The organism is Rhodococcus sp. Eu-32, assembly GCF_003336925.1.
In the GTDB taxonomy this organism is placed as follows: Bacteria; Actinomycetota; Actinomycetes; order Mycobacteriales; family Mycobacteriaceae; genus Rhodococcoides; species Rhodococcoides kyotonensis_B.
The window spans coordinates 1-12,497 of record NZ_QGNK01000027.1; the positions used below are offsets into that span (position 1 = coordinate 1).

General features: G+C 65.1%; 9 protein-coding genes and 2 pseudogenes. 4 read left to right on the plus strand and 7 right to left on the minus strand.

The window, feature by feature from the left end:
* Together DK926_RS23665 and DK926_RS23670 are read right to left on the minus strand one after the other, a co-directional pair.
* A pseudogene (locus DK926_RS23665) lies at nucleotides 1-365 on the minus strand (IS3 family transposase); the annotation flags it as partial.
* A gap of 18 nt (nucleotides 366-383) precedes the next feature.
* Entirely contained in the window at nucleotides 384-2,117 is a 1,734-nt protein-coding gene (locus DK926_RS23670) for a DUF222 domain-containing protein (RefSeq protein ID WP_165839659.1), read from the minus strand.
* A 237-nt stretch (nucleotides 2,118-2,354) separates the two neighbouring features.
* Here DK926_RS23670 and DK926_RS23675 point away from each other — a divergent pair, with 237 nt between their 5' ends.
* The 3 genes and pseudogenes from DK926_RS23675 to DK926_RS23685 all read left to right on the plus strand — a co-directional run bounded on the left by DK926_RS23675 (nucleotide 2,355) and on the right by DK926_RS23685 (nucleotide 6,213).
* On the plus strand, nucleotides 2,355-3,428 hold the full coding sequence (locus DK926_RS23675) for a TDT family transporter (protein WP_114332460.1): 1,074 nt from the start codon (nucleotides 2,355-2,357) through the stop codon (nucleotides 3,426-3,428).
* Nucleotides 3,425-4,210 (plus strand): putative protein N(5)-glutamine methyltransferase, encoded by a 786-nt coding sequence (locus DK926_RS23680; RefSeq protein ID WP_243636987.1) that lies wholly within the window; start codon nucleotides 3,425-3,427, stop codon nucleotides 4,208-4,210. The genes DK926_RS23675 and DK926_RS23680 overlap by 4 nt, the downstream gene beginning before the upstream one ends.
* A gap of 57 nt (nucleotides 4,211-4,267) precedes the next feature.
* A pseudogene (locus DK926_RS23685) lies at nucleotides 4,268-6,213 on the plus strand (ABC transporter ATP-binding protein).
* Here the strand turns inward: DK926_RS23685 and DK926_RS23690 are convergent.
* The 3 genes from DK926_RS23690 to DK926_RS23700 all read right to left on the minus strand — a co-directional run bounded on the left by DK926_RS23690 (nucleotide 6,129) and on the right by DK926_RS23700 (nucleotide 11,012).
* The gene (locus tag DK926_RS23690) at nucleotides 6,129-7,121 is read right to left on the minus strand and encodes an ABC transporter substrate-binding protein (RefSeq protein ID WP_114332428.1); all 993 of its coding nucleotides are present in this window, start codon (nucleotides 7,119-7,121) and stop codon (nucleotides 6,129-6,131) included. The pseudogene DK926_RS23685 and the gene DK926_RS23690 overlap by 85 nt on opposite strands.
* Before the next feature lie 143 nt (nucleotides 7,122-7,264).
* Nucleotides 7,265-8,479 carry a lipase family protein gene (locus tag DK926_RS23695; RefSeq protein ID WP_114332429.1) on the minus strand — a complete coding sequence of 405 codons (1,215 nt, stop codon included), beginning with the start codon at nucleotides 8,477-8,479 and terminating at the stop codon, nucleotides 7,265-7,267.
* Nucleotides 8,480-8,690: 211 nt separating this feature from the next.
* A complete protein-coding gene (locus DK926_RS23700) occupies nucleotides 8,691-11,012 on the minus strand; it encodes an ATP-dependent DNA ligase (RefSeq protein ID WP_114332430.1) in 2,322 nt (773 codons plus the stop codon).
* Nucleotides 11,013-11,072: 60 nt separating this feature from the next.
* Between DK926_RS23700 and DK926_RS23705 the strand changes: the two genes are divergently transcribed.
* Nucleotides 11,073-11,507: an SRPBCC family protein gene (locus DK926_RS23705; protein WP_114332431.1), complete on the plus strand. Its 435-nt coding sequence runs from the start codon at nucleotides 11,073-11,075 to the stop codon at nucleotides 11,505-11,507.
* A gap of 65 nt (nucleotides 11,508-11,572) precedes the next feature.
* Here the strand turns inward: DK926_RS23705 and DK926_RS23710 are convergent, their stop codons facing one another.
* Both DK926_RS23710 and DK926_RS23715 read right to left on the minus strand, forming a co-directional pair.
* Complete coding sequence (locus DK926_RS23710; protein WP_114332432.1) at nucleotides 11,573-11,986, minus strand: hypothetical protein; 414 nt, start codon at nucleotides 11,984-11,986, stop codon at nucleotides 11,573-11,575.
* Complete coding sequence (locus DK926_RS23715) at nucleotides 11,979-12,359, minus strand: hypothetical protein (RefSeq protein ID WP_068427321.1); 381 nt, start codon at nucleotides 12,357-12,359, stop codon at nucleotides 11,979-11,981. Before DK926_RS23715 ends, DK926_RS23710 begins: the two co-directional genes overlap by 8 nt.
* Nucleotides 12,360-12,497: the final 138 nt, after the last annotated feature.

Consider the following 12,497-nt stretch of genomic DNA (forward strand, 5'->3'; position numbering starts at 1 on the left):
GACCGACTCGACCGCAAAACCATTGGCGCGCAACGAATCTATGAACGCTATGATCATCGATTGCGGGGGTCGAGTTCCCCCGCGAAGAAAGTCGTCGCCGCTTTCAAGATCGCGACGTCCTCGCGTAACTGCTTGTTCTCGGCCTTGAGTCGTTTGATCTCGGCGGCCTCGGCCGAGGTGGTTCCGGTCCGGTCGCCGGCGTCGATCTGGGCTTGCACCGCCCAGCGGCGCACCGTCTCCTGGCCCACACCGACCTGCTTAGCTATGGCCTCGGCCGCAGCAGTCATCGACGGGTACTCCCCGCCGTGGGTCTCCAACAACCGCAACGCCCGCGCACGGACCTCCGGATCGATCTTCTTAGGCATGTGCTCATCCTTCCTGACTCAGAAGGAAGCGGCATCAAACCTGGGGTGATTCATGGTGTGGCCGCCGTGGCCGCCGTGGCCGTCGGGGTGCGGTCCGCGGGTGAGGGCCGGGTCGAGGGCAGCGGCGGCGAGGTAGGCGTCGATCGTGGCGGTCAGGGCGGTGTCGCGCCCGGCGAGAATGGGCGTGCGGGGACGCCCGGAGCCTTGTCGGGGTCCGGGTCCGGGCCCGGGCGTCGGGTGGGCCGGCGGTAAGGGCGGTGCGGGTCGTGTGCGTCCGCGGGTGAGGATGCGGCGGGCGCGGGGAACGAGTGAACTGGTGCCGCGCGGTGCGGGTGGTGGCGGGTTGCTCGGTTCTTCTGAATCACACTGTCCGCCATGGTTTTCCGGGCTGTCAGGGTTCAAATCGATCTCGTTCGAATCGGCCGTGTTCGAATCGATGTCGAATTCGCCGCCGGTGGTTGTGGTTTCGTCGGCTGCGGGTGTCTCACCGGTACCGTCGCTGTCGTCGCAGTGTCCAGTGTCTGCGGGACCGTCGGTGTTCGGGTCATCGTCGTTCGGCCTGTCGATATCGCCGGTGGTGTTCTCTACTGTGTCGCGGTTCTCTGCTGCGTCGTCGTCCGGTGTTCTGTCGTCGTCGACAGGCTTCTCGTTTTCGGGCTCGTGTACCTCGGATGCCTGCCCGGTGGGCTCCGGTTGTGTTGCAGCCGTCGGTCTTTCATCGCTGTCGTTGGCAGAGTTGTGGTGGGCGCGTGCGAGTTCGAGAGCCTCGGTGAGGAAGGCTTGCCAGTGTGCGTCGGTGGCGAGTAGGCGTGCGGTGTCGGCGTCGAGGACGGTGCCGTCGGAGAGGGTGGCGGGGGTGTCGGTGAGGCGTAGCAGGGTTTCGAGGTCGACGATGACCTGGATGAGTGGTTTTGGCCGGGCTGGGGTGCGGTCGGCGGTGGCTGCTGCGGGGCATTCGTCGGTGCGGCAGGTGCAGGCGAGGGCGTCTTCTTGGTGCATGAGCGCGACCAGGGCGTCGGCGCGGAGTTGCCGTTTGGTGCGGGGATCGCGGTCGCAGACGGTGGCGGCGAATTGGTCGAGGATGGCGTCGATTTCGGAGGCTTCGACGGCGGTGATTCGGGCGAACAGTGATGCGGTGCCGTCGGTGTTGCGGCGGATGTTGACCGAGCGTTCGTCTGCGTCGGCTCGGGCGCGTGCGGCGGTGGCTTCGTGGGGGTTGTGGTCGAACCAGTGTCGCCAGATGTTGTCGCGGAGTGATCGTGGGGTGCAGCGGTGGGCGGCGGCGAGGATGTCGGGTTCGAGGGCGGCGACGGTGTCGTCGCCGGCGCGGGAGAGGGTGAGGGCGATGGTGCGGACGCGGGGGTAGTCAAGATCTCCTGCGGTGAAGGCGGCGTCGATGGCGGGGAGTCGCTGCGCGAGTTCTTCGCCGGTGGTGATCATGTCGCGGGTGATCTGGCGGGAGAGTGAGAATGCTACGGACGCTTCGGTTTCGGCGGCGAGGCGGGCTTTGTAGATGTCGGGTTCGGCGACGCCGTATTGCTGTGGTCCGGTGGGAGTGTCGTGTTCGAGGCCGTAGTCGTAGATCGCGGCTTTGGTGGAGATCCGTAGGTCGAGGAGGTCGTGCACTCGGTGCACGGTCGCGGCAGCGGCAATGTTCTCCTGGCGGCGCAGGTCGGTGAGGGTGGTCAGCATGTCGGATGCGGACGCGTCGGCGTCGCGTCTGATCTGTTCGAAGCCCCCCGGCATGTCCATGCCCACCATGATACTCGAACGCATGTTCGAACACAACAGGTTCAGCGCAACCCAATTCTCCCAATTCACCCGCGCCCCAACCGGTTACCACCGCGAGGTCGAGTATCGGTCGTGCGTGCGAATGTATAGCGGGCTATACATTCGCGCGCACGGGGAGGGCCGGCCACAAGAACCGGTTGTGGCTACACAACAGCGGCACCTCTACCGAGAATGCCCCTCGCCGACGACGGTGGAACCATGACCGCAGCCGTTCTCGCCGACGCGCCCCTGGGATTGTTCCGCGACCTCGACCGTCCTGGCCGCGTGCTGGAACACCTCACCCCGAACTGGTTCGCGTCCATCATGGGAACCGGCATCGTCGCGAACGCCGCGGCCACGCTTCCCCTGCACTCTCCGATTCTGCATTCTTTCGCCACCGTGGTCTGGGGAGTCGCGGCAACCGCCCTCGTCGCGCTGACAATTGCCTTCACCGCGCACTGGATCCTGCATGTCGACAACGCTCGCGGTTACGTCGCGCATCCGGTCATCGGCCTTTTCTACGGCGCAATCCCGATGGCGCTGTTGACCGTCGGCAGCGGAACAATCCTTCTCGGCAAGGATCTACTCGGCATCACTGCGGCTCTCTGGATCGCCGGAACGCTGTGGACCATAGGAACTCTCGCAGGAATCGCGACCGTGCTGTGGATTCCGGTTCGCGTGTGGGGGCACCGTCTGCCCGCGTTGCTGATGCCCGTCGTGCCTCCGATGGTGTCGGCGACCGGGGGAGCAATTCTGGCGCAACACATCCCGAGCGGCACGGTCAGGACTGAATTCCTCGCCCTGTGCTATGTCCTGTTCGCGCTCAGCCTGATCCTCGGTGCGCGGATCATGGTCACGGTCTGCGGTGAGCTCGTGCATAGGAGAACGCCTCCCGTGCAGGCGATTCCGACGATCTGGATCACGCTGGGCCTCGTCGGCCAGTCGGTCACCGCAGCCAATCTCTTGGCCGCCGATGCGGGCAGCGACTGGCTCCACGACATCGGCATCGCCTACGGGATATGCGCAGGCGTGTTCGGCATCGTCATGTTCGCCGTTGCAACCTGTCTGACCGTCACAGCTGCCCGCAGCGGCCTCCGGTTCTCCATGACCTGGTGGAGCTTCACGTTCCCCGTCGGCACCTGCGTCACCGGCGCAACCGCGCTCGGGGTCACGTTCGGCGCACTGAACATCGTCGCAATCGGCCTCTATGCACTGCTCGTCGCGGCATGGGCAATCGTTGCCTGGGGCACCGTGCGCGGTACGGTCAGTGGCCGGATATTCCTACCGGCGTGAGCACTGGGATACAGTCGAGCATCGACTCCCACCAGGCCATCACCCGCACCCTCCGCGCCGCCGGATGCGTGTACGCCGAGGACGAGGCCGCACTTCTCCTCCAGGCGTTCACCGGTGATCGGCTCCTCGAGATGGTGTCCCGACGCGTGGCGGGCACCCCCTTGGAGCAGATCCTCGGGTGGGCAGAATTTCGTGGACTCCGTATCGTCGTCGAACCCGGCGTCTTCGTGCCCCGACGTCGCACGGAACTCCTCGTCGAGGAGGCACTCGCGCTCCGGCCGACGACCGTCGTCGACATGTGTTGCGGATCCGGGGCAGTCGGGGCGGCGCTCGAACACGAGCTCGGGCACCTCGACCTCCACGCCACCGACATCGACCCCGTCGCCGTCCGGTGCGCTCGCCGCAACATCGGTGCGGGCCACGTCTACGAGAGCGATCTGTATTCTGCTCTGCCGCAACACCTTCGAGGCTGCATCGATGTCATCGTCGCCAATGCGCCCTACGTCCCCACCGACGCCATCGCCTCGATGCCGGCCGAAGCGCGTGATCACGAACCCCGCGTCGCGCTCGACGGCGGATTGGACGGACTGGACTGGCACCGCCGCATCGCCGACGACGCCAGGCAGTGGCTCACCGACCGCGGTCATCTCCTGATCGAGACCAGCGTCGGCCAGGCGAAGGGGACCGTGCAGATCATGCGCGGTGCGGGGTTCGACGCACGCATCGCCCATTCGGACGAACTCGACGGGACCGTTGTCGTGGGCGAGGTCAGGACTGCGTGAACCGGTCGAGCATGAACCCTTGACCTCCACCTATGTCGAGGTTCTACGGTTTCAGGCATGAGCATGGAAGTCACTGCGTGGAATCAGCTGTACCGGACGATGCATGCGTCGTCCGGTACGGCCCGTTTCAATGCCGACACCGCCCGCAGAATCCTGGACTTCGCCCGTCCTCACAAGACGAAACTGCTCGGCTTCGTGCTGCTCAGCGTCGTGCTTGCGGTCCTCGCGGTCGCGACGCCGGTGCTGGCGGGACGCGTGGTCAATGCGATCGTCGACGGTGAGTCCTTCGACATCGTCCTTCGGCTCGCGCTGCTCATCGCGCTCATCGCGGTGGTCGACGCTGGCTTCGGTCTGTTGAACCGGTGGCTGTCGTCGAACATCGGGGAAGGCTTGATCCTGGACCTGCGCACCGCCGTGTTCGACCACGTGCAGCGCATGCCGATCGCGTTCTTCACACGCACTCGCACGGGCGCACTCGTGAGTCGACTGAACAACGACGTCATCGGCGCGCAGCGTGCGTTCAGCGACACGTTGTCCGGCGTCGTCTCCAATCTCGTGACGCTGGCCCTGACGCTGGTCGTCATGATCGGAATCTCGTGGCAAGTAACACTTCTCGCGCTCCTGCTGTTGCCGGTCTTCGTGATCCCGGCGAGTCGAATGGGTCGTCGACTCGCACGCTTGCAGCGCGAGGCAGCCGCGCACGACTCGGCCATGAGCACGCAGATGACCGAGCGCTTCTCGGCGCCCGGCGCGACGCTGGTGAAGCTGTTCGGGCAGCCCGAATTCGAGTCTCGCGAGTTCGCCGTCCGGGCATCCCGGGTCCGCGACATCGGTGTGCGCAGTGCGATGGTCCAGACGGTGTTCGTCACCGCGTTGACGTTGGTCTCGGCACTGGCTCTGGCCGTCGTCTACGGGCTCGGCGGCTTCTACGCTCTGCGCGGCCAGCTCGACCCGGGATCCGTTGTGTCGCTGTCGCTTCTGCTCACTCGTCTGTACTCACCGCTCACGGAACTGGCGAGCGCACGCGTCGAGGTCATGAGCGCCCTGGTCAGCTTCGAGCGCGTCTTCGAGGTTCTCGATCTCGTGCCCCTCATCCAGGACAAGCCGGGCGCTGTCGCGTTGCCCGACGCGCCGGTGTCGGTCGAGTTGAAGGACGTGCGATTCGCGTACCCGTCGGCGGACAAGGTGTCGCTCGCGTCGTTGGAAGAAGTGGCGGCGTTGGACACGCGTGGCGATGAGGAGGTTCTGCACGGGGTGTCGTTCCGGGCCGAGCCGGGACAGATGGTCGCGCTCGTCGGCACATCCGGAGCCGGAAAGTCGACCATCGCGCAATTGGTCGCTCGTCTCTACGACGTCGACGACGGCTCGGTGCGGTTGGGCGAGAACGATGTCCGTGATCTGACGGCCGAATCGATTCGCGACGCGGTCGGCATGGTGACCCAGGACGGGCACCTGTTCCACGACACGGTCCGCGCCAACATCGTGCTGTCGCGCCCCGACGCCGCCGAGGACGAAGTCTGGGACGCGCTTCGACGCGCCAGGCTCAGCGATCTCGTGCAGCCCCAACCGACGGCCTTGACACCGTCGTCGGCGAACGCGGTTACCGGCTGTCCGGTGGTGAGAGACAGCGTCTGACGATCGCCAGACTGTTGATCTCCCGGCCGAAGGTCGTCATTCTCGACGAGGCGACGGCGTCACTGGATTCGACGTCGGAAGCCGCGGTTCAGGCCGCCCTCGGTGAGGCGCTGGCAGGCAAGACGTCGGTGGTGATCGCACACCGGTTGTCGACCATCCGCGCTGCCGACACGATTCTGGTCGTCGAAGGCGGGTCGATCGTCGAACGTGGAACGCACGAGGAGCTCCTCGCGGCGGGTGGCCGCTACGAGGAGCTCCATCGGACGCAGTTCAGGACGGATTCTCAGTTGGCCGGTGCGGGAACGACCGTCGACGGGTCGTTGTCGGACGCGGCTGCCAGCATCGGTGCGAAGCCGTCGATCGCGTAGTTCAGCGACAGCGGGCTCGAGTAGCCGAGAGCCGACGGCAGGTCCTCGCTGAACGCACCGATGTAGGCGGTGCGATCCTGCGAGACGACGTTCAGTGCAGCGAACAGCGGATCGGCAAGCAGCTGTTCGCGACTGGCGCCCGCCATCACGAGAACGTCGGTATCGAGCTTGTTCAGATTCTCGGGGCTGATCGTCTCGGTGACCGCAGGGATCTCGAAACCGAGATCCTTGAAGAACAGGGCGCGGATGTCGTCCTCGCCGAGCACGAGGTAGGTGCCGTCGCCCATGTCGAAGCCCAGAGTCAGCGTCTTGCCCGCGAACTGCGGGTTCTCGTCCTGCGTCGTCTGGAACTTCTGCTCGAGCTCGGCGGTCTGGTCGGCGGCTTCCTGCTCCATGCCGAGCGCCTTGCCGATGACCTCGAACTCCTGCTGCCACGTGGCCGCGGGGACGTCGTCGTAACCGCCGATGTCGGCGATCGTGGGTGCCATCTCGGACAGCTGGTCGTACTGGCCCTGCTCGATGAACGAGTACGGGCCGAGAATGAGGTCGGGCCCCGCGTTCGCGATCTGCTCGAGGTTCAGTTCCTCGGAGCCGACCTCGGGGATGTCGGTGCCACCGAGAGCTTCCTGCGCCCAGGGACGGTTCCGGTAGTCGTAGCTGAGGTTGCCGCGCGTCGCGACGGGCTTCACGCCGAGTGCGAGCACGAAGTCCTGCTCGTTGAAGCCGATGGTGACGATGCTCGACGGTTCGCTGTCGACGGTCGTCTCACCGAAGTGGTGGGTGATGGTGACGGGGAAAGCGCCGGACTCGTCGGAGTTGGTCGACGACGAGCTGCCGTCGGACGAACAGCCGGCGACGAGCGCGACTGCTGCAGCGCCTGCGGCGATGCGGAGGTAACTGGTGCGCACTGTGGGACTCCTCGCGTAAGTACGAAATGCGAGGTTAGCCTAACCGATGCCCGAGGTCATCGAAATTTCAAGGGCCGGAAGCGAAGGACGCCCTCGGTCACTTGGGGTGACCGAGGGCGTCCTTCGCTCGTGTGGTTGCCAGTTCAGCAGTTGCTCGGCGCAGGAACGCCGTTCAAGCGGGCGTTGATCCATTCGAGAGCCTGTGGGAGCCCGAGCACCGCGGCGGTGAGGTGATCGTTACTGGGCACCTGAACCTCGGTGACCGGGACACCTGCGGCGCAGTAGCGGCCGAGGGTGTTGGTGATGGACGAGACCGGGATGAGTGCGTCCGTCGGGCTGTGCCACTCGAAGTAGGGAGCCTTCGGAACGCCCGGGTAGAGCTCGACGCTGTTCTCGTTGACCGCGTCGACCATCTCGGGGCTGTCGATGAGGCTGAGCGAGTCGGCGACGAGCGTCGCGCTCTTGCCTGCGCCGACCCGAATGATGTCGTTGGTGCACGCGTTCTGCACTTCGGCGGCCATCTGCCGGCCCAGCGGGTTCAGCTGCTCGCTGATCGGAATCCGAGTCGGGTACTCCCGCTCGAGTCCGAGCGCCGCAGCGAATGCGAGGCCGAACACCGGATGCGGGTTGAAGCCCAAATCGCGAGCCATGCGTTCGAGGTTCATCGGCGCACCGCCCGCAGCGCTGCCGACGATGTTCAGCTCGGGTGCGTAGTCGTTCTGCAGTGCGGCCGCCCACGCCGTCGCCATGCCGCCGCCCGAGTAGCCGGCGAGCGCGACGCGGCTCTGCTGCACCTGAAGCGGATCGAAGCGTTGCGTCGCACGGATGCTGTCGAGGACGATCTGGCCGCCCATCTTGGCTGCGCCGTACGCGCTGTTGGGGCCGAGGTGATCGGCGATCGCGACGGTCCATCCACGCTGCAGGGCAACGTTGAGTGCCGGAGCCTCACGAATCATCAGGTTGGGATCGGACGTCCAGAGTGCCTGTGAGGGAGCGCATTTCAAGCCCAGTGCATTGATGATGTGTTGGTACGACAGCAGAGGCCCGTTCGGTGCCTTGTTCTTCGGAGCCATGACCGTGTTGACCGCGGCGATCGGATTGCCTGCGGAGTTGGTCGACCGGAAGCGCAGCTGCCACACGTCGACGTCGAAGAAACCGGGAGGTGGCGGCATCGGCCTGCTGGAGATGATGTCACCGGGGTTCAGCGCATCCAGACCAGGAACCGGAGCGTAGAACACATCGGCAATGGGCGTGGGCTCCAGCGGAATCGCCGTAGCAGGTGCTGCGGTCATCAGAGTCGAACACATGACCGTGGCTGCGGACACGACCGCTGCCCCGATCAGTTTGTAAGCGCGCATGGCGTCAAATCCCTCCCGACAAAGCTTCGTTTTCCCGTGCGGGAGACACAGTCCGACCGCACCCCCCCTGCAGCGCCCGATCGAGAGAACGCCGCACCAGGTGCGATATAGAAAAAGTGACCCCGCTCGTTACGCTCCCCCCGGAAACGATGTTCGAAAGGGTACGCAGCAAGAGATTTTATGGCAACCGCGAGAGGGCTCGAGCGCGCGCCTAGGAATTGTGCTCGATCACTACGTCTTCCGGCTTCTTGTCCTCACGAATACCGCGCCAACTCGGATGCCTCAGATGCATCGAGTCGGTCCATTCGAAGAACCGGACCTCACCGACGAGAAGCGGCGTCACCCACACCGCATCCTTCCGGTCGGCCGTCGGGAGGGTCTCTGCGAACGGCGAGCTGTCGGTCTGCAACGGAGACAACTCGGTGCTCAGACGGTCGAGTGCCTGTTCGCTGAAACCGGTTCCGACGCGGCCGAGATAGCGCAGGCCACCCTCGTCGGGCACACCGACGAGCAGCGAGCCGATGCCGCCTCCCCGGCGCCCGCGGCCGCGTCGCCACCCACCGATGACCACTTCCTGAGTACGCCAATTCTTGGACTTGATCCAGGTTTTGGCGCGTTTGCCGGGTTGGTAGATCGAGTCGGACCGCTTGGCGACGACGCCTTCCAGTCCTCGCTCGATACTCGCGGCCGCCGCCTCGGATGCCGTCGACGGCAACAGTTCCGGCACGATGACCGAATCGAGGCCCGTCGTCAGCAGCTCGAGAAGTTTGCGCCGATCCGAATACTTCTTGCGCAGCAACGACGTTCCGTCGAGATGCAGCAGATCGAACGCGATGAAGTCGACGTGCTTGCCGGTGCTGTTCTGCAGCAGTTCGAAACTGGAGATGCCGTCGGCGTCGAAGACGACTGCTTCACCGTCGACGATGGCCTCGTGGTCCTTCAGATCGTCTGCGAGAGCCTGAAATGCACGGAAGCGCTCGGTCAGGTCCTTTCCGGTCCGAGACGTCAGCTTCATCTCGCCGTACGAGAACTGTGCGACGACGCGAAAGCCGTCCCACTTTCCCTCGAAGGACCATTCGCCGTCGGGAAGGCCGAGGACGTCGCCCGCGGTCGCGAGCATCGGCGCAACATTCTTCGGGAGATTGCTTTCGGGTACGCCTTTGTTCGACGGATGTTCATCATCGGGCGACGGAGACTGCTCCTTCATCAGATGCATCAGCCATTGATCGCCCTTGGTCTTGATGAGAGCGAAACGGCCCTTCGCCTTGGCTCCCGACAGGACGACGATGACTTCGTCGTCGCGCCATTTCTCGAGTTCGTACGTACCGCTGTCCCAGATCGTCACCTCTCCGCCGCCGTACTCGCCCTTCGGGATGCTGCCCTCGAACGTCGCGTATTCGAGTGGGTGGTCCTCGGTGTGTACGGCGAGGCGGTTCTGCGTCGGGTCGTCGGGAATGTTCTTCGGCACGGCCCAGGAGACGAGGACGCCGTCGTGTTCGAGTCGGAAGTCGTAGTGCAGGCGTCGGGCGTGATGCTCCTGGATGACGAACGTGTCGTCGTTCCCGCGCGGTTCTCCTCCGGTCGGTATCGGCTCGGGCGTCTTCGCGCGGCTGCGCATGCTGCGGTACTTCGTGAGTTTGTCGGGCTCGGCAGGAGCGGTCTCCACGTCGTCCAGCGGTGGGTCCAGATCGGCGAGGAGGTCTCCCTGGTCCTGATAGCGCTCGAGCACTTCCTCGTACCGCAATTGTGTGAGGCCGGGGGATTCGAGTTCCTCCCACGTCCGGGGCGCGGCGACGGTCGGTTCCGATCGCGCACGCATCGAGTACGGCGCGACCGTCGTCTTCTTCCCGTTGTTCTGCGACCAGTCGACGAAGACTCGGCCGGTCCGCTTCGCTTTGGCCATCGTCGCCGTCACGCGGTCGGGTGAGCGCTCCTCGAGAATCGTCGCGACGTGCTTCGCGACGGTCGACGCTCCCGACGACGTCAGTGGCTTGTCGAGCGGAACGTAGAGGTGAATGCCCTTGCTGCCGCTCGTGACCGGATAGGCGGTGAACCCGATGTCGGTCATGAGGCCGCGGATTTCGCAGGCGATCTCGGCGCAGCGGGCGAGGTCGACGTCGTCGCCCGGATCGAGGTCGAAGACCATCCTCGTGGCCAGGCCCTGCGCATCGCCGTCGAAACGCCACTGCGGGACGTGTGCCTCGATGGCGGCCTGCTGCCCGAGCCACGCGAGATCCGCGGCGGTGGAGAACAACGGATACACGACGACGCGATCGGAGTGCTGCATGTCGCGTCGTTCCAGCCAGTCCGGCGCCGACGATGCGAGATTCTTCTCGAAGAACGACGGCTGATCCACCCCGTTCGGCCACCGCTTCCGCGTCACGGCACGGCCGGCCAAGTGCGGGAGCATCGCGGGTGCGATCGAGGTGTAGTACTCGATGACCTGGCTCTTCGTCGTGCCGGTCTCGGGGAACAGCACCTTGTCCAGATTGGTGACCGAGAGCTTTCGGCCTGCGATCTCGAGCGTCGCCATTTCCCCAGGCTAGTCACTGGTCAGGTTTGGCCGCGCGCGAGAAGTGCCAATCTCGGGGGTATGGCGACGATCCGAGTGACCGTGAACATGCCCGAAAATCCTCAGGGTGCCTGGGACAAGGCGTCCGCGCTGAACCGCTTCGACGAATGGATGACGATCCACGGTGGTTGGTGCAGCCCGCCTCCCGCGACGATCGAGAAGGGCACCGAGGTCGAGTCGCTCGTGAAGGTCAAGGGCTTCCGGAACACCATCAAATGGACGTTCACCGAGTACAAGGAGCCCGAACTCATCGAGATGTCCGGCCGCGGAAAGGGTGGCATCAAGATCGCGATGACCATCCACGTGCGCGAGAACCACGAGGGCGGCTCCACTCTGACGCTCGACGCCTACTTCGGCGGCGGGGTCCTGTTCGGGCCCGTCGGCAAGGTCGTCGCCAAGGCCCTCGACACCGACATCAAGCAGTCGGTGGACAATCTCGCTGCACTCGACACGTGAGTGCGAATGCATAGCGTCTTCGGGTCGCTTCGCAGGCTCCGCTCCTGCCCGCTATACGTTCGCGCTCACAGGCGGCGGGTCCGCCGTATCCACCAGAGCCCGGCGATCGGGAGCACCACGGGAATGAAGACGTATCCCTGACCGAAGTGCGACCACACGGTCGCGTCGGGGAAATCCTGAGGCTGGATGTAGCTGAGCGCACCGATGGCGAGGACGCCGACGAGCTCGATGATGCAGGACACCGTCACGACTCGGCGCGACGCCTCGGTCGCGCGTGCCAGCCCGACCGTCGCCACGATGTAGATGACCGCTGCGAGCGCCGACAGGATGTACGCGAGCGGGGCGACGTCGAAGCGTGTCGTCAACTGCACGATCGACCGTGAGGTGGCGGCGACGGCGAACACCGCATAGACGGCGATGAGGAAGCGACCGAAGCCGGTGCGGGTCGCCTCCTGAAGGCGGTCGGGAGTATCAGGCATATCCGGCCCATATCTGGCTGAGACGCAGCACCATCGCTGCGAGGGTGGTGACGGCGACGAGCAGCACTGCGGTGCCGCCGCGTGAACGATCACCCAGTGACCACCACGTACCGATCGGCAGCAGCAGGAGCAATCCGATCAGGTAGGCGCCGAACGTCAACCGGTGAATGTCGCGGTCGGAGGTGAACATCATGACGAATCCGATGATCGCCTGGAGCAGGACGACGGCCTCGGTTGCGGAGATCGCCCAGAACAACGCGCGGTCCGATGCGTTCTTCAGGAGCACCGGCTTGCCCAGCACGAGCTTGACGAGAACCCAGAGGCCGACGGCCAGTGACATCACGTACAGCAAGCCGGTGACGGCGCCGATCATCGTTCCCTCTCGGTGGCTTCGGGTGGTGTGGACGCATCCCAGGGTATCGGGGTGCGCGTCGCCCCAGCGGTGAGGCCTTCGAAACAGTGCGTTATTCCGGGCGTGACCACTCGGAAACGGATGTCGCCTGTACTGGTC

What these genes read in the sequence shown, in the direction of transcription:
- DK926_RS23670 (WP_165839659.1), bottom strand. Translation starts at nt 2,117, where the DNA reads ATGGACATGCCGGGGGGCTTCGAACAGATCAGACGCGACGCCGACGCG.
- DK926_RS23710 (WP_114332432.1), bottom strand. Translation starts at nt 11,986, where the DNA reads ATGCCTGATACTCCCGACCGCCTTCAGGAGGCGACCCGCACCGGCTTC.
- DK926_RS23675 (WP_114332460.1), top strand. Translation starts at nt 2,355, where the DNA reads ATGACCGCAGCCGTTCTCGCCGACGCGCCCCTGGGATTGTTCCGCGAC.
- DK926_RS23700 (WP_114332430.1), bottom strand. Translation starts at nt 11,012, where the DNA reads ATGGCGACGCTCGAGATCGCAGGCCGAAAGCTCTCGGTCACCAATCTG.
- DK926_RS23695 (WP_114332429.1), bottom strand. Translation starts at nt 8,479, where the DNA reads ATGCGCGCTTACAAACTGATCGGGGCAGCGGTCGTGTCCGCAGCCACG.
- DK926_RS23705 (WP_114332431.1), top strand. Translation starts at nt 11,073, where the DNA reads ATGGCGACGATCCGAGTGACCGTGAACATGCCCGAAAATCCTCAGGGT.
- DK926_RS23715 (WP_068427321.1), bottom strand. Translation starts at nt 12,359, where the DNA reads ATGATCGGCGCCGTCACCGGCTTGCTGTACGTGATGTCACTGGCCGTC.